This window comes from Primorskyibacter flagellatus, from assembly GCF_900176485.1.
Lineage (GTDB): Bacteria > Pseudomonadota > Alphaproteobacteria > Rhodobacterales > Rhodobacteraceae > Primorskyibacter > Primorskyibacter flagellatus.
On sequence record NZ_FWYD01000022.1, the window covers coordinates 19,821 to 36,197 of the forward strand.

General features: G+C 59.6%; 19 protein-coding genes. 11 read left to right on the plus strand and 8 right to left on the minus strand.

What is annotated here, in order from left to right; genetic code table 11:
• Window positions 1-20 precede the first annotated feature (20 nt).
• The gene (locus B8991_RS17670; RefSeq protein WP_084354284.1) at window positions 21-767 is read left to right on the plus strand and encodes a rhomboid family intramembrane serine protease; all 747 of its coding nucleotides are present in this window, start codon (window positions 21-23) and stop codon (window positions 765-767) included.
• Window positions 764-1,129, plus strand: a complete 366-nt coding sequence (locus B8991_RS17675; protein WP_084354286.1) for a GFA family protein — start codon at window positions 764-766, stop codon at window positions 1,127-1,129. Before B8991_RS17670 ends, B8991_RS17675 begins: the two co-directional genes overlap by 4 nt.
• Window positions 1,130-1,148: 19 nt before the next feature.
• Here B8991_RS17675 and B8991_RS17680 read toward each other — a convergent pair whose 3' ends face one another.
• The 4 genes from B8991_RS17680 to thyX all read right to left on the minus strand — a co-directional run bounded on the left by B8991_RS17680 (window position 1,149) and on the right by thyX (window position 4,804).
• Window positions 1,149-1,940 (minus strand): inositol monophosphatase family protein, encoded by a 792-nt coding sequence (locus B8991_RS17680; protein ID WP_084354288.1) that lies wholly within the window; start codon window positions 1,938-1,940, stop codon window positions 1,149-1,151.
• Between the two features lie 425 nt (window positions 1,941-2,365).
• A complete protein-coding gene (locus B8991_RS17685) occupies window positions 2,366-2,764 on the minus strand; it encodes a DUF2177 family protein (protein WP_084354290.1) in 399 nt (132 codons plus the stop codon).
• Window positions 2,765-2,920: 156 nt separating this feature from the next.
• Window positions 2,921-3,538 carry an outer membrane protein gene (locus B8991_RS17690; protein WP_084354347.1) on the minus strand — a complete coding sequence of 206 codons (618 nt, stop codon included), beginning with the start codon at window positions 3,536-3,538 and terminating at the stop codon, window positions 2,921-2,923.
• A gap of 348 nt (window positions 3,539-3,886) precedes the next feature.
• A complete protein-coding gene (gene thyX, locus B8991_RS17695) occupies window positions 3,887-4,804 on the minus strand; it encodes an FAD-dependent thymidylate synthase (protein WP_084354292.1) in 918 nt (305 codons plus the stop codon).
• 212 nt (window positions 4,805-5,016) lie between these two features.
• Between thyX and B8991_RS17700 the strand changes: the two genes are divergently transcribed.
• The 3 genes from B8991_RS17700 to B8991_RS17710 are packed head-to-tail and all read left to right on the plus strand — an operon-like array spanning window position 5,017 to window position 6,856.
• Entirely contained in the window at window positions 5,017-5,445 is a 429-nt protein-coding gene (locus B8991_RS17700) for a VOC family protein (protein ID WP_084354294.1), read from the plus strand.
• Window positions 5,439-6,140 (plus strand): DUF1194 domain-containing protein, encoded by a 702-nt coding sequence (locus tag B8991_RS17705; protein ID WP_084354295.1) that lies wholly within the window; start codon window positions 5,439-5,441, stop codon window positions 6,138-6,140. The genes B8991_RS17700 and B8991_RS17705 overlap by 7 nt, the downstream gene beginning before the upstream one ends.
• The gene (locus tag B8991_RS17710; protein ID WP_143514659.1) at window positions 6,137-6,856 is read left to right on the plus strand and encodes a DUF1194 domain-containing protein; all 720 of its coding nucleotides are present in this window, start codon (window positions 6,137-6,139) and stop codon (window positions 6,854-6,856) included. Before B8991_RS17705 ends, B8991_RS17710 begins: the two co-directional genes overlap by 4 nt.
• A gap of 9 nt (window positions 6,857-6,865) precedes the next feature.
• Here B8991_RS17710 and B8991_RS17715 read toward each other — a convergent pair whose 3' ends face one another.
• Window positions 6,866-7,363: a MarR family winged helix-turn-helix transcriptional regulator gene (locus tag B8991_RS17715; RefSeq protein WP_084354297.1), complete on the minus strand. Its 498-nt coding sequence runs from the start codon at window positions 7,361-7,363 to the stop codon at window positions 6,866-6,868.
• A gap of 154 nt (window positions 7,364-7,517) precedes the next feature.
• Between B8991_RS17715 and B8991_RS17720 the strand changes: the two genes are divergently transcribed.
• Window positions 7,518-8,408 carry an NAD-dependent epimerase/dehydratase family protein gene (locus B8991_RS17720; RefSeq protein ID WP_084354299.1) on the plus strand — a complete coding sequence of 297 codons (891 nt, stop codon included), beginning with the start codon at window positions 7,518-7,520 and terminating at the stop codon, window positions 8,406-8,408.
• Window positions 8,409-8,572: 164 nt separating this feature from the next.
• A complete protein-coding gene (locus B8991_RS17725; RefSeq protein ID WP_084354301.1) occupies window positions 8,573-9,928 on the plus strand; it encodes an MATE family efflux transporter in 1,356 nt (451 codons plus the stop codon).
• A 239-nt stretch (window positions 9,929-10,167) separates the two neighbouring features.
• Here the strand turns inward: B8991_RS17725 and B8991_RS17730 are convergent, their stop codons facing one another.
• Window positions 10,168-11,370 carry a pyridoxal phosphate-dependent aminotransferase gene (locus tag B8991_RS17730; RefSeq protein WP_084354303.1) on the minus strand — a complete coding sequence of 401 codons (1,203 nt, stop codon included), beginning with the start codon at window positions 11,368-11,370 and terminating at the stop codon, window positions 10,168-10,170.
• 85 nt (window positions 11,371-11,455) lie between these two features.
• Between B8991_RS17730 and B8991_RS17735 the strand changes: the two genes are divergently transcribed.
• From B8991_RS17735 to B8991_RS17750, 4 genes are all read left to right on the plus strand, one after another.
• The gene (locus tag B8991_RS17735; RefSeq protein WP_084354351.1) at window positions 11,456-11,854 is read left to right on the plus strand and encodes a helix-turn-helix domain-containing protein; all 399 of its coding nucleotides are present in this window, start codon (window positions 11,456-11,458) and stop codon (window positions 11,852-11,854) included.
• Complete coding sequence (locus B8991_RS17740; protein WP_084354305.1) at window positions 11,851-12,111, plus strand: succinate dehydrogenase assembly factor 2; 261 nt, start codon at window positions 11,851-11,853, stop codon at window positions 12,109-12,111. Before B8991_RS17735 ends, B8991_RS17740 begins: the two co-directional genes overlap by 4 nt.
• A 158-nt stretch (window positions 12,112-12,269) precedes the next feature.
• Complete coding sequence (parE, locus tag B8991_RS17745) at window positions 12,270-14,228, plus strand: DNA topoisomerase IV subunit B (RefSeq protein ID WP_084354307.1); 1,959 nt, start codon at window positions 12,270-12,272, stop codon at window positions 14,226-14,228.
• Window positions 14,229-14,470: 242 nt separating this feature from the next.
• Window positions 14,471-15,271: a DUF1194 domain-containing protein gene (locus B8991_RS17750; RefSeq protein WP_084354309.1), complete on the plus strand. Its 801-nt coding sequence runs from the start codon at window positions 14,471-14,473 to the stop codon at window positions 15,269-15,271.
• 165 nt (window positions 15,272-15,436) lie between these two features.
• On the opposite strand, the gene B8991_RS17755 is transcribed toward B8991_RS17750, so the two are convergent.
• Window positions 15,437-15,634, minus strand: coding sequence for a CsbD family protein (locus B8991_RS17755; RefSeq protein ID WP_084354311.1), 198 nt, complete (start codon window positions 15,632-15,634; stop codon window positions 15,437-15,439).
• A 121-nt stretch (window positions 15,635-15,755) separates the two neighbouring features.
• On the minus strand, window positions 15,756-16,373 hold the full coding sequence (locus B8991_RS17760; RefSeq protein ID WP_084354313.1) for a LuxR C-terminal-related transcriptional regulator: 618 nt from the start codon (window positions 16,371-16,373) through the stop codon (window positions 15,756-15,758).
• Between the last annotated feature and the right edge of the window lie 4 nt (window positions 16,374-16,377).

Genomic DNA, 16,377 nt, shown 5'->3' on the forward strand with positions numbered 1-16,377 from the left:
ATGGCCGCAGCTTGGCGGCCATGTTCCCGATCAAAGATCACAACCCTTCTGGCCGCACGCCCTATGTCACCTACGCGCTGATTGCGATCAATGTCGCGGTGTTCCTCAGCTATTGGGGATCGCTGGGCGACATGCGCGTGATGGGACAGTTTTACTGGGACTGGGCCCTAATCCCTGCGCGCGTCAGCGAGGGCGCAGGCTTTACCGGCATCGTCACCTCGATGTTCCTGCATGGTGGCTTCATGCATATCGCAGGCAACATGCTGTTTCTGTATATTTTCGGCGACAATCTGGAGGATGAGATGGGCCACCTGCCCTATCTTGGCTTCTATCTTGCGTCTGGGATTGGCGCGGGGCTGACGCATTATCTGGCGGCACCGCTTAGTCAGGTTCCTACCGTTGGGGCCTCGGGCGCGATCGCGGGGGTGATGGGCGGCTATCTTCTGCTATTCCCAAAGGCGCGTGTCGATGTGCTGGTAATCTTCATCGTGTTTTTCCGGATCTTTCCCATTCCGGCGTGGATCACGCTGGGGCTTTGGTTCGCAATCCAGATCTTTGGCGGGTTTGGCAGCCCGGCCGATGAAGGCGGCGTGGCCTATTGGGCGCATGCGGGTGGTTTCATCATCGGTATTCTGCTGACCATCCCGATCTGGCTGAAACGTGGCGGCCCCGGCTTCTGGAACCGGACAGACGGCCACCCGCCACATCCCGAGGCGCGCTATGCCGTTGCGCGCACATCCATCCCCAAAGTCCGGAGACGCCGATGACCGACTATCGCCTGACCTGCCATTGCGGCGCTGTCGAATTGAAGCTGACCATGCCCGAAGGGCTGTCCACCGCGCGTCGCTGTGACTGTTCGTTCTGCCGCAGACGCGGGGCAGCGGCGGTGTCGGCACCTTTGGACGGATTGCAGATCGTTCGCGGCGCAGAGAATCTGACACTCTATCAATGGGGCACAGGGACGGCGCGGCACTATTTCTGCAAAACCTGCGGCATCTACACGCATCACCGCCGCCGGTCGAACCCGAATGAATACGGCGTCAACCTTGGCGCGTTGGAGGGCGTCAATCCGCGCGATCTGGGTCAGATCGACTGGGTCGATGGGGTCAACCACCCGTCCGACAGGTAGGCCACCTTGTGCCTACGGCCTAATCCTTGCGGATGATTTTCAGGAAATCGTCGTAAAGCGCGCCATTGGCCACCAGCGGATCGCCATGTTCAAGCGGGTTATGTCCTTCGCGCACCGGGCCAACCAGACCGCCGGCTTCTGACACCAGCAGCAGACCTGCGGCAAGATCCCAGATTTTCAGCTCACGCTCCCAGTAGCCTTCGAAACGACCGGCCGCGACATAGGCCAGATCAAGCGAGGCCGCGCCCCACTGCCGCACACCCGCACATTCGGGCATCAACCGTGCCAGATCCTGCAATGTCGCGGGCAATGTCCGCCTTGTCCCAAACGGCACGCCGGTTGCGAAAATAGCATCCGTCATCCGCGAGCGGCCCGACACGCGCAGCCGGCGGTTGTCGTTCAGCCAAGTGCCAGAGCCCTTCTCGGCATAGAACATCTCGTCCTTGGCGGCGTCGAACACCACGGCCGCAACGATCTGACCCTTGTGTTCTAGCGCGATGGAAATCGCCCAATGCGGCAAGCCATGCAGGAAATTGGTCGTGCCATCCAGCGGATCGACAATCCAGCGACGGGTCGGATCCTTGCCCGGAATCTCGCCGCCTTCTTCTGCCAACCATCCATAGGTGGGGCGGGCTTCGAGCAGCGCTTCTTTCAGGATCTCTTCAGAGGCCAGATCAGCTTTGCTGACAAAATCCCCGGCTCCCTTGCGCGACACCTGAAGGTTTTCGACCTCGCGGAAGTCCTTGACCAGCGACCGGCCCGCCTTGCGCGCCGCCTTGATCATGATGTTGAGATTTGCACTGCCCTGCATCGCGCCGGTTCCTCATGTAATCAGGCCGCGCGTATACGCGCACTGAACGGCAATGCCAAGGGGCGCAGACGTAAGGTCGGAAAGTGACGTTGCCTGATGCGGCGGGTTGGTTTGGGGCTGCCAGCCAGAGGACGAAAGCGCGCGGAATGAACGTCGGACAGCCAACCTTTGATCAAAACATTCGTCAATGCCCGACATGGGGTCGAGCAATCCAGGCTGCTGGCCTGCGCGCCTTGCCTAGTGTCTGGCACCACATCCTTGAACAAGCATGCGGAGCAACTCTTCGGATGGAAATTGCCGTTCGTCGCTTTGTTCTGTTGGTTCATCGAGGTGCAGAAACTGGTGAAGTGTCCATGCCATGTGTCGCTCCATCATAGAAAGCCATGATTTTACAAACTCTTAAATGTCAGTCTTCATGAGATCAGTCAAGCGAAGGCACGCGTGATCAAAACGCCGGCCAACGCGGATACTCCGGTCAGAACCGTTCCCCATACAAGGTCTGTCGCCACCATCTGCCAATGCCAGTTCTTCAACGTGGCGAAATTCGTGAATTCGTAAGTGCCGTAAGCCATCGCGCCCAGCAATGCCCCGCCCCACAGCGCCTGCGTCGGTGCGTTGTCGCGCAGCGCAGGCAGAGAAATCAGATAAATCACGCCGCCGACGTAGAAAAGATAGAAGACGGCAGCAGCACCAAGGTTCAGCGTATCGCTCAGCATATTGCCGATATGCCGTTCAAACAGAGGCCGCATCACGCTTTTCAGTATCACGGCATCAAGCACCAGAAACACCACTGCGGTCGAGACATAGAGGATGACGATCTGCATGGATGCTCCTTTCAGCGCGTGTATCCAACATACGCTGCTCAGCGCGTGTCGGATCTGTTTGGTTTCGAAAATCCGCCACGCGGCGCGGAAAAGGGCAGCCCGATGGGCTGCCCTTTGTAGATGCGAGGCACGGATGCCCGGAACCGCCGCGCCGCTTTAGAAGCGGTAGTTTACCGAAACGTTCGCGGTTGTTGCATTGGCTTCCACGTCGGAAATGTCGAAATCGTCAAACTGGTGATACAGGATCTCACCGCCCACGGTGACTTTCTCGGTCAGGAAGTGCTCGGCACCCAAACCGACGAAATAGCCGTTGGAGTCGCCAAGCGATACAGCGTCATCTTCGGTGAAGGCCTTGGCGTAGCCGCCTGTCCCATACAGGAACGTACGGTTCAGATCGACACCGGCGCGCAGACCTGCGCGGAACACCTTGTCGAGCGTTGCGGCACCGTCAATGTCGATATCGGATTCGTCATACTGGATGCCGCCGCCGACGACATAGTTGCCGAAGTCATAATCGTAATAGGCGCGCAGACCGTACAGGCCGCCGTCACCTTCGACGCCACCGGCATTCTCAGTCTCTATATCGCCAAAGCCAAGCTGGGCACCGATGGAAGGACCGGTCCAGTCATAAAGCGGCGCGGGCGCAACAACGGCGACAGGCGCGGCGGGCTCTGGCTCGCTGAGGGTGTTGTCCAGGCTGCCGGCAAAGGCCGGTGCTGCGATGGCTGTCGACGCGGCAAGCGCTGCCGCAAGGGTCAATCTGGATGCAGACATGGTCATGCTCCTCGTTCTTTGTTTCATTTCAGCGCCCGTTTGTGCCGGGCGACTGAAGAAGAAATAGGTATCGGCCGCACACAGTTCCTTCACGGCGCAATCACGAATTTGTTCTGTGTTTCGAACGCAACAGTGGCAGTTTTCAGCGCATGATACCGGCGTTGGGAAATGACACGGCGAGCAGAGTTGCAAGACCTTTCGGGGCGGCACAAAAGGCCCCGGGTCAGAGCCCGGGGCGGGTTATGCCTGGCCGAACGGGTGTGTTCCGAAGCTACGCTTGTGCGCGCAAACGACAGGGACAGACAATTTGGTCTTCCCTGTCGCTCTTGAACCAGCTTCGCCGCGTGCCTAGCTGGGATCGCTTTCGAGAACGCCCATGAATTCGCGCCATTCGCCTTTGGACATGCCCGAGGTTTCCTGAGTGACGGTCTCGCCCTTCAGCATCCGACGCACGCAGTCCAACGCGCTTGAGGACAGGGTTGCGCCACCCATGCGGTAATCCGCGAAGGCCTTGTAGGCAAATGGCACCCAATCGGCGACCACGTTGCAGATCGCATCGGCATAGACGCGGATTTCATATTGCGCATGGGCATCGGCGCGCAGCCGCAGGAAATGCAGCAGGTTGTGCAGATCCACCTTCCAATACCATTGCGTATAGATATTTGCTGGCAGGTTCATCCGCGCCAATTCCCGCGCCAGACCCTGTTGACCGTCCTGGCCAATCATCTCTTCATAGTGATCATAGGCGCGCATCGCATCATCGCGCAGGTAGCGCAGGACACGATCGGCCTCTTCGCCTTGCAGGGCCTCGCCCCGGCCCTGATTGTTGACCACCGATTGGGCTGCCAGCGCTTCGGGCTCGGGGATATAGAACTCCCGGTCCAGGATCGAGTAGCGGGCAGAGTATTCGTTGACGTTGGCGGTGCGGTGCCGAATCCACTGCCGCGCCACGAAAACCGGCAGCTTGACGTGCAGCTTGACTTCGCACATCTCGAACGGCGTCGAGTGCCAGTGACGCATCAGATAGCGGATCAGCCCCTCGTCATTCTGCACCGATTTTGTGCCACGGCCATAGCTGACCCGTGCGGCCTGACAGATCGCGGAATCGTCGCCCATATAGTCGATGACCCGCACGAAACCATGATCGAGAACCGGGATCGCCTTGTAAAGATGCTGCTCCATGCCGGGCGCGGTGGCACGCAGCGTTTCGCGCGGGGTGCTGCGCAGATCGTCGATTTCGGCCTGCTGGTCGGGCGAGAGGGGCATGGGCGAATCCTTTGGCGCTAGATGAGTCGAGCCAGACCATATCTTGACGAAGCGGCGCGATAAACCACTAGATCGGGTGAATGCGTTTTGCGGAGAAATCCCATGTCATGCGTGTCCCCAACGCGTCGATGCCGCAGGGGCGCGGCTGATCCTCTCGACATCCCGGTCGGCGGCTCTATCGTGAAGGGCGATCCAACAATTCGGAGAATGAAATGTCCCTACGCTACCTGCACACCATGGTCCGGGTGAAAGACCTTGAAAAATCCATGGCCTTCTACGCTCTTCTGGGCCTGCAAGAGACCCGCCGCACCGAAAGCGAAAGCGGTCGCTTCACGCTTGTTTTCATGGCCCCCCCCGGACAGGAGGAATGCCCGGTTGAACTGACATGGAACTGGGACGGCGATGATGGTCTGCCGTCCGACAGCCGCCATTTCGGCCATCTCGCCTACCGGGTCGAGAATATCTACGATCTTTGCCAGCATCTTCAGGACAATGGGGTGACGATCAATCGACCCCCGCGCGACGGGCATATGGCCTTCGTCCGTTCGCCCGACAATGTGTCGATCGAGCTGTTGCAGGAAGGTGATAGCCTGCCGAAACAAGAACCCTGGGCCAGCATGGAAAATACCGGCCATTGGTAAAGGCACTGGCGCTCTTGCTGGCATTGTGCGCGTCCGGTCCGGCCGCAGCGCAATGTCGGCTGGCGCTGGCTTTGGCGCTTGATGTGTCCTCTTCGGTGGATGCGTCAGAGCATCTGCTGCAACGCCGGGGACTGGCCGCAGCGCTGAATGACGCGGATGTGCGCAGGGCAATCCTGTCCGGTGCCCCGCGGCATGTGGCGCTCGCAGCTTATGAATGGAGCGGGCGCGACCAGCATCAGATGCTTTTGAACTGGACGGTGCTGGACGGTGACACATCGATTGACGGCGCGGTTGCCGCAATTCTGTCGCCGCCGCGCAGCCATGACAACTTTCCCACGGCGCTTGGCTATGCATTGGGCTATGGCGCAACCCTGCTGGCGCGCGGGCCGGACTGTACGCGGCGCGTTCTCGACGTATCCGGCGACGGGCGCAACAATGAGGGCTTCGCACCGGATCTGGCCTATCAGCATTTCCCCTTCGCCGGGGTCACCGTCAACGGGTTGGCTGTGCTGAACGACAATCCGGCACTGGCCGGATATTTCGAGCGCGAAGTGATCCGTGGCCCCCGCGCCTTCGTCGAGGTTTCGCAAGGCTATGAAGGCTATCGTGAGGCGATGACCCGCAAGCTGTTCCGCGAGATCAATGATCTGGTTGTCGGTCAAACTTTGCAGATTCAAAAGGATCCGCGCGGATGAGCGATTTGCGCAGGATCATTCGGGGACTGGCCGTTGGGCTGACACTGGTCTTGACCGTCACAGCGGCCCAGGCCGCCTGCCGGCAGGCACTGGTGCTGGGGCTGGATGTGTCCGGCTCTGTTGACGCAACGGAATATGCCCTTCAGATGCAGGGTTTGGCGAATGCGTTGATGCACGCCGAAGTGCAGGCCGCATTGCTGGCGATGCCGTCGGAACCGGTCCGCTTGTCGGTCTTTGAATGGAGCGGCCCGACCAGCCATCGCCTGACCTTGCCCTGGACAGAGATCGAAAACGCAGCCTCCATCGCCGCCGCCGCGACGGCCCTGCGGCGGGCGACTCGGCCAGCGGGAGACCCTTCGACGGCAATCGGGGCGGCAATGTCCCATGGCGCTGCGTTGCTGGCGGGCCAGTCCGATTGCCGCAAACGCACCCTTGATCTGTCGGGTGATGGCAAATCCAATACCGGTCCGCATCCCCGCGAGATCGACGGCACCGCACTCGGCCGGATCACTGTCAACGGCTTGGTGATAGGGCCGCCCGCCGATCTGGACCTTGGCGAACTGGCCGAACTTTCATCCTATTATCAAGCCTATGTTCTGCGCGGGCCGGATGCTTTTGTCGAAACCGCACGCGGCTTTGCGGATTTTGAGGCCGCGATGGTGCGCAAGCTCAAACGCGAGCTTCAGGGTTTGGTCATGTCCGCCAATACCCCCTGACGCGACTGCTCAGTAAATATAGCGGATCTGATCGGTCCAATACCGTTCCACCCGGCGCAGGGAGCCGGTGATGTCAGCGATGCCTTCGTTGCTGAGCACGCCCTTTTCGATCAGCCCATCGGCATGGCGGGCAAAGAGCTTCGTCACGACATCGCGCACGTTGCGCCCCTTGGGCGTCAGACGAACACGCACCGACCGGCGATCAATCTCGCAACGCTGATGGTGCATGTACCCCATCTCGACCAGTTTCTTGAGATTGTAGCTGACGTTCGACCCCTGATAATAACCGCGCGATTTCAGCTCACCCGCAGTGACCTCGTTCTCGCCGATATTGAACAGCAAAAGCGCCTGAACCGCGTTGATGTCCAGCACGCCGACGCGTTCGAATTCGTCCTTGATCACGTCCAACAACAACCGGTGCAATCGTTCGACCAGCGCCAGCGCCTCCAGATAACCCGCCATAAAGCCCTGTTCCGGACCCTGCCCCATATTTGAATGGATGCTCATTATGTCTACTCCGCCATGACTTTCTTGACGGAGAGAGTCCGCTAAAAAACCGAAAAAATTGTTAAGCAACAAATTTGCTGCAATTTTTCGCGCAGGCTTGATTGTCGGACGCCGATCAAGCAGGCCTGAACGCAGTAAAATCGGGAGGATACTCATGCGAATTCTGTTCACCGGCGGGTCCGGCAAGGCCGGGCGTCACGTCATCCCGTATCTTCTGGAACGCGGCCACCGGGTGCTTAACGCCGATCTGGTGCCGCTGGATCACCCCGGCGTCGACAATCTGACCGTTGATCTGACCGAGTCTGGTCAAGTGTTCAACGCCATGACATCGCTTGCCAATTTCGGTGAGCTGGACCCCGGAACCGGGGTACCCAAATTCGATGCCGTGGTGCATTTTGCGGCCCTCGCCCGCATCCTGATAAAGCCCGACAACGAGACCTTTCGTACCAACACCCTGTCGACCTACAATGTGATGGAAGCGGCCGTCAAACTGGGCATTCCCAAGGTCATTTTCGCCTCATCCGAGACCACTTACGGGATATGTTTTGCAGATGGCGAGGTCAAACCGGACTATGTTCCGGTGGACGAAGACCACCCCACCGTGCCGCATGACAGCTACGCCATGTCGAAGATCTGCAACGAGGCTTGCGGGCGGTCCTTTCATGCGCGCTCGGGCATCGACATCTACGGGTTGAGAATCAACAACGTGATCGAGCCTCATGAATATGCGTCGGACTTTCCGGCCTATATTGCGGATCCAGACCTGCGCCGCCGCAATATCTTTGCCTATATCGACGCGCGCGATCTGGGGCAGATGGTCGATCGTTGCCTTGCGACCGACGGGCTGGGCTATGAGGTTTTCAACGTCTCCAACGACGATCATTCCGTCGCACTGAGCAGCGCCGAGATATGCGCCCGCTACTATGAAGGTGTGCCGGTCACACGCGAGATGGGTGAAACAGAAACGTTCTATTCCAACGCAAAGGCCAAATCGATGCTTGGGTTTCAACCGAAGCACAGTTGGCGGGATGTGTTGAAGGGCTAAGCTGAACAACAGCGCCCAGACAGGCGCGGCCCGCACAATCCTAACCCGACCGACCAAAAGCGTGCGTGGCTGGATGGGACGCGTCATTTCTTTGGATCAAGCCACGCCCTGCGCGCGCCAGTTGCCATCTTGCCGACATGCAAGAAGCGGCATACTGCTACGCAATGACCGGTGCGATGACACTGCCCCAGCATCTGCGGGCGATCCTTTTTCTTGGCGTCCCGCTGATCGGCGGGCATCTGGCGCAATTCGCCATCGGCTTGACCGACACCGTCATGCTGGGCTGGTACAGCGTCGAGGCGCTGGCAGCCGTCACCCTCGCCACTACGCTGTTTTTCGTGCTGTTCATCATGGGGGCGGGGTTCGGCTGGGCGGTGATGCCCATGGTCGCGCAATATCACGCCAAGGGGGACGAGGTGATGATCCGTCGCGCGACCCGTATGGGCGTGTGGCTGTCCTTGGGCTTTGCTGTGCTGGTCCTGCCGCTGTTGTGGTTTTCCGGGCCGTTACTGCAATTGCTGGGCCAGACCGAGGATTTGTCCATCGCGGCGCAATCCTATCTGCGCATCACCGGGCTGGGCTTGATCCCGGCACTGTCGGTCATGGCGCTGAAAAGCTATCTGGCCGCAATGGAACATACCCGGATCGTCTTCTGGATTACCGCCTGTGCTGCGGTCCTGAACGCGCTGGTCAATTACGCGCTGATCTTCGGCAATTGGGGCGCGCCGGAATTGGGGCTGCGCGGCGCGGCGGTGGCGTCGCTCGTCACCAACTCTTTGTCGCTGGTCGGCGTGATGATCTATATCAACATCGTCTTGCCGCAACATGCGCTGTTCGCACGGTTCTGGCGGGCCGATACGGAAATGCTGGCGCGGGTGTTTCGGCTGGGCTGGCCGATCAGCTTGACCAATCTGGCCGAGGTTGCCCTGTTCGCCGCCTCCGCCGTGATGATGGGTTGGCTGGGCGAGGTCACCTTGGCCGCACATGGCATCGCGCTTCAGCTGGCGACTGCGGCCTTCATGGTGCATCTGGGCCTGTCCAATGTGGCGACCGTGCGCGCGGGCAATGCCGTGGGGCGCGGGGACATGGCGCATCTGTTCCGCGGCGCTGCTGCCGTGGCCGGGCTGAGCATCGCCACGTCGCTGGTCACGGTCACGGTATTTCTGACTGTGCCGGACCTGCTCGTATCAGCTTTCATTGATCCCGAGGACGAGCGCTATGGTGCGATCCTGTCGGTCGGCATCAGCCTGTTGGCAATGGCGGCGCTGTTCCAACTGGTAGACGGTGCGCAGGTGGTCGCGCTTGGACTGTTGCGCGGACTGCAGGACACGCAGGTGCCAATGATAATGGCGGGCGTTGCCTATTGGGTGATCGGGGTGCCAGCCAGCTATGTGCTGGGCTTCCCGATGGGCCTTGGCGGGCCGGGGATCTGGCTTGGTCTGGTGATGGGCCTTGCGGTTGCCGGCTTGCTGATGGTGAGCCGTTTCGTGCTGAAAATGCGGGCGGCGGATCTGGGCTAAGGCGATTTTTGTTGAGCTTTGAGGTCATTGCCTGTGGAACAAGAGGTCCCGGCTCGGGGCCGGGACGCGCTGCGCATCGAACGGGCGGCGGCCATTGGTGGCATTTCTCGGTCTTGCGGACGTCAGTGGGAAGGCCACGTGTCGGACGTGGATGAGCGTCCCTCTTCCGGTCAGGCCAACCTACGCCGCCTGACTGGCCCGGTGCCGCACAGGACGCTGGACGGCAGGTCAGCGGAACGTCAGGTCAGGTTTTCGCAGAAGCGGCGGATGCGGTTGCAGGCCTCTGTCAGCACGTCCTCGGAGGTTGCATAGCTGACACGGAAGTTGGGGCTAAGTCCGAAGGCGGCACCAAACACCACCGCCACGCCGGTTTCCTCCAACAATGCCGTCGCAAATGCCTGATCCGTATCCAGCAGCGTGCCTTCCGGACTGGTCTTGCCGATGCACCCGGCAATCGATGGGTAGACGTAGAAGGCGCCATCCGGCGTGGGGCAGGTAATGCCCGGCGCTTCGTTCAGCATCTTCACCACCAGATCGCGGCGGCGCTGGAACATCGCACGAAACCGCGGCAGGAAATCCTGCGTTCCGTTCAGCGCCTCGACGGCCGCCCATTGGCTGATCGAACTGGGGTTGGTGGTGGATTGCGACTGGATCTTGCGCATCGCAGCGATCAGACGCTCTGGCCCCGCCGCATAGCCGATCCGCCAGCCTGTCATCGCATAGGCCTTGGACACCCCATTGCAGGTCAACGTGCGGTCATACAGCGCCGGCTCGACCTGAGCGGGTGTGCAGAATTTGAAATCGTCGAAGACAAGATGTTCATACATGTCGTCGGTCATCACCCAGACATGGGGATGGCGCAGCAGAACATCGGTCAAGCCCTTCAGCTCATCGCGGCTGTACCCTGCCCCGGTAGGATTTGACGGGGAATTGAAGATCAGCCATTTGGTCTTTGGCGTGATCGCGGCCTCAAGCTGCTCGGGCGTCATCTTGAAGCCGGCCCCGATCCCGCATTCGACCGGCACCGGCGTGCCGCCGCCCAGCAGGACCATATCGGGATAGCTGACCCAGTAGGGTGCGGGAATGATGACCTCGTCGCCGGGATTGAGCGTCGCCATCAGCGCATTGAACAGGATCTGCTTGCCGCCTGTCGCGACACTGACCTGTGCAGGCATGTAGCTCAGCCCGTTCTCGCGGACGAACTTGGCGCAAATGGCGGCCTTCAGTTCCGGCATCCCGTCGGGGGCAGTGTATTTCGTGCGGCCTGCGCGAATCGCCGCAATGGCCGCGTCCTTGATATTGTCGGGCGTGTCGAAATCCGGCTCGCCTGCGCCCAGACCGATGATATCGCGTCCCTGCGCCTTCAATTCCTGCGCAAGCGTGGTCACAGCGACCGTCGGAGACGGCTTTACACGCGAAAGTGTCGCGGAAAGGAAGCTCATGGTCGCACCCGGTTTGAAGCCAATTCGGACATGTTTTAGGGTGCCCCCAATGGCCGATCAAGCCCAATCGCTGGAAGGACACTGCATGACCGACACGAACGACGCCTGGTACGGCCCCGACAGGGCCACATTCGGAGACCGCGTCGCCGCCGCCCGAGAAGCGGCCAACATGACCCAGAAGGACTTGGCCAAACGGTTGGGTATCAAACTGTCGACCCTGGAAAGCTGGGAGGCCGACACGTCAGAACCACGCGCCAACCGTCTGTCGATGATGGCCGGACTGCTCAACGTCTCGATGATGTGGCTGCTGAATGGCGACGGAGAGGGCGTGGACGCGCCCGAAGATGAGACAGAGATGCCCGAAGGGCTGGACGAGATCCTTGCCGATATCCGCGAGGCCCGCGAAACCTTTCGCAAGTCCGCCGCCCATATGGGACGTTTGGAAAAGCGCCTGCGCACGCTGATGCAGGACGCAAATCAATGACCGAACCCCGTGAGATCCGGCTTAAACGACTGAAGATGCGATCGATGCGGCGCGGGATCAAGGAGATGGACATCCTGTTGTCACGCTACGCGGATGCCCGACTGGCGCAGTTGGACAGCCTCCAGCTTGACAGGTACGAGACGCTTCTGGACGAGAGCGATCAGGATCTCTATCAATGGGTTTCGGGCCAGAAACCGGCACCCGAGGCTCTTGCTGCGCTGATCGAAGACATCTCGCAAACGGCATCGGCCGGGTGACACGCGCCCCGGCCATCGAGCCGGGGCCTCCGGCACCTGTCGCCACCAAATCGCTTGCAAGACAATATGCTGTAGGATCGGGCGCAACGCGTGCTTTTCCCCTGCTCCGTGCTCTGCCATAATGGCCGCAAGCAAAAACACAGAAAAAGAGCAGCACAATGGCCGAAGACCTCCTCTCGGGCACCGCCCCTTCCGATTATGACGCCTCGTCCATCGAAGTTCTCGAAGGGCTGGAACCGGTGCGCAAACGGCCGGGCATGTATATCGGCGGCACAGATGAACGCGCATTGCATCACCTCGTGGCCGAAGTGCTGGACAACTCCATGGACGAGGCCGTGGCAGGTCACGCCAACCGCATCGAGGTCGAACTGCACGAGGATTACGCCCTCACGATCCGCGACAACGGGCGCGGCATTCCCATCGACCCCCACCCCAAATTCCCCGGCAAATCCGCGCTGGAGGTGATCCTGTGTACGCTGCATGCGGGCGGCAAGTTTTCGGGCAAGGCCTATGAAACATCCGGCGGTCTGCACGGCGTGGGGGCCTCGGTTGTCAATGCGCTGTCGGATTCGATGGTCGTTCAGGTCGCGCGCAACAAGGAACTGTATGAACAGCGCTTCTCGCGCGGCATTCCGCTGGGCGGCGTTGAAAAGGTCGGCGCGGCCCCCAACCGGCGTGGCACCACCGTCACCTTTCATGCGGACGAAGAGATCTTTGGCCATCACAGGTTCAAACCGGCGCGGCTGTTCAAGTCCATCCGTTCCAAAGCCTATCTCTTCTCCGGCGTCGAAATCCGCTGGAAATCCGCCATCGACGACGGCGAAACGCCAACCGAGGCCACATTCCACTTCCCCGGCGGGCTGGCCGACTACCTGAACGAAACGCTGGGCGGTGCCACAACCTATGCCGACCGACCCTTTGCCGGGCTGGTCGATTTCCGCGAGAAGTTCGATGCGCCGGGCAAGGTCGAATGGGCAATCAACTGGACCCCTGCCCGCGACGGCTTCATCCAGTCCTACTGTAACACCGTGCCCACGCCCGAAGGCGGCACACATGAGGCCGGGTTCTGGGCCGCGATCCTCAAGGGTATCCGCGCCTATGGCGAGCTTGTGAACAACAAGAAAGCCGCGCAGATCACCCGCGACGACCTGTCCACGGGCGGCTGCGCACTGGTCAGTTGTTTCATCCGGGAACCGGAATTCGTCGGGCAAACCAAGGACCGTCTTGCCACGACAGAAGCACAGCGGCTGGTGGAAAACTCCGTCCGCGACCATTTCGACAACTGGCTGGCGGCGGATACCAAATCCGCGGGCGCAATCCTTGATTTTCTGGTGTTGCGCGCAGAAGAGCGGCTGAAACGGCGTCAGGAAAAGGAAACCGCGCGCAAGACGGCGACGAAAAAGCTGCGCCTGCCCGGCAAGCTGGTCGATTGTGCGGCCACGAACCGCGCCGGCACGGAGCTGTTCATCGTCGAGGGCGACTCGGCCGGCGGATCGGCCAAGATGGCGCGTGACCGCAAGACGCAAGCCCTGCTGCCCCTGCGCGGCAAGATCCTGAACGTGCTGGGGGCGGCCTCCGCGAAACTGGGCACGAATGCCGAGATCAGTGACCTGACCCAGGCGCTTGGCGTGGGTCTGGGCACGCGGTTCAACGTCGATGATCTGCGCTATGACAAGATCATCATCATGACCGATGCGGATGTGGACGGCGCACATATCGCCGCCCTCTTGATGACCTTTTTCTTCACCCAGATGCGTCCGATGATCGACGCCGGACACCTCTACCTCGCCTGCCCACCGCTTTACCGGCTGACGCAGGGCGCCAAGCGCGTCTACTGTCTGGACGAGGCAGAGCGCGACGCGTGGTTCGAAAAAGGCCTTGGCGGCAAGGGCAAGATCGACGTCAGCCGCTTCAAGGGTCTGGGCGAGATGGACGCAAAGGACCTCAAGGACACCACGATGAACCCCGAAACACGCAAGCTGATCCGCGTCACCATAGACGAGGACGAACCCGGCGAAACCGGCGATCTGGTGGAACGGCTGATGGGAAAAAAACCCGAGCTACGCTATCAATACATTCAGGAAAACGCGCGGTTCGTGGAAGAGTTGGATGTGTGAAACGGCGCGCCCACCGGTTGGACACACTAGCCGTAAATTCAACAAGAGACCCATCTGACTAACAAAAAATTTATTATTATTTTATATTCGTTTATGCTAATTTTGCGTTCGGAGCACTTCAACTTGCATCAATTTTTCTGGATTCGCGCTTCGGAATATGCCATTAATTGACCATTAACTTTAATTGAGCTTCAGGAGAAATTTATCTGTTGGCTTAAATTATTTTTATATGGGGTACGGATATGATCGCCAAAAATTTAAGAACAGCCGTTTCGGCTGTCGTGATAGGTTTGTCATCAGTTGCGTCGGCGAATGCAGCAACAGTAGATACGCTTCTTTCTCTCGTTATTGATGTATCTGGCAGTATCGACAGCACAGAGTACAATCTACAGAGCCAAGGTTACATTGACGCCTTCAACGACGTCGCAATCCGCAACGCCATATTCGACACATCGAATGGCGAGCAGGGTGCTATAGCAGTGAACGTAATCCAATTTGGTTCGAATGCGCATCAATCGATAGGTTTCTCACTGATTGAAGACGCCGCAAGCGCGGACGCCTTCGTCGCGGCACTGAACTCGATGGGCCGAGCAGAGTCTGGTTCGACCAACGTTGCCGCTGGTGTGAACTTAGCAACGTCTTCGATTACCTCTTGGCTTGGAACCGCTGGAAATAGTACGGGCCGTGTTGTCGTTGATGTTTCGGGCGACGGCGCACAAAACACCTCATGCGGTGGAAATTGCGATGCGACGTTGCAGTCGGCTAGAGACACTGCAATTGGAGCAGGCGTTGATACCATCAATGCTATTGCAATCCAATCCGCAGGTTTGCAAAGTTATTTCGACACGAATATCGTGGCCGGCTCGAACAGCTTTAGTCTATTCGCAAGCGACTTTGATACTTTTGGAACCTCAATTCGTACAAAGCTGCTGTCCGAAATCGATGGCACCGTTCCGGCCGTTCCGCTCCCGATGCCAGCCTTTCTGCTTCTTGCAGGATTCGGCGGCCTTGGACTTATGCGACGTCGCCGCAAAAATTGCTAAAGCTTAAATTAAAAACGAGAATACAACGCGCCGAATAGTCGGCGCGTTGTTCTTGGCTGGAGTTTCATAGGCAATTAGTGTGAAAAGCTTGCCTGCCGGATAAGAGGTCAACGTCCCGAACATTCTTGTGAGGGCGTGGTTGTCCAATTCTCAGCCAGATGCGGTTCACATCCGCGCTTGCCACTCGTCGACTTCACGCTCGGCTTCTTCCTTGGTCTTGCCGTAGCGCTCTTGCACGAGGCCTGCGAGTTGCTCGCGGTTGCCGCGGGCTTGGGCCAGTTCGTCATCCGTCAGCTTGCCCCACTGCTCGCGGGCGTTGCCTTTGAATTGTTCCCATTTACCTTCGATTTGATCCCAGTTCATAACGATCTCTCCTGTCGCTGTGTCATTCGAAAATATAACTCGCAGACGCGCAGTATGTTCCGTTTGGTTACCGTGAAATGTACAAACAGTAACAGTGTGGGACGGACGACCGTCGCCGCCATCAGACCGAGACCAACCCGTCGCGCACCGCCCGGATCAGCAGTTGTGCGACGGAATGCACCCGCAGCTTGCGCATCAGGGACGCGCGGTGGCTTTCGACGGTCTTGGGGCTGATGGAGAGCGCCTCGGCGATGCCGGAATTGGTCAGGCCGCGCGCAATCATCTGCAACACTTCCAATTCACGCTCCGACAGCCCGTCGGCGGCGGTTTCCTCGGCGATGCGCATCGCGATCTCGGGCGCGATCACCGTCTCGCCGGCGACGATCCGGGCAATGCCCGCGCAAATCTCTTGCGGATCGGCGGATTTCACGAACAGCCCGCAGACGCCAAGTTCCTGCAACTGACGCAAAACGCCCGGCGCGGGGGTGCCGGTCACGATGACGCAACGCGTGCCGGGCGACCACCGGCGCAGTTCCACCACCACCTCCAGCCCGTTGGCGCCGGGCATGGCGATGTCCAGCACGGCAATATCGGGGCGATGCGCACGCGCCAGGACGATTGCCTCAATCCCGTTATGGGCGGTGGCCACCACCTGCACCCCGTCGATCCGTGACAGCGCGCGTTGCATACCGTCCAGCGTGAAGGCATGATCATCGGCAACCAGAAGGGTTACGGGCATCGGT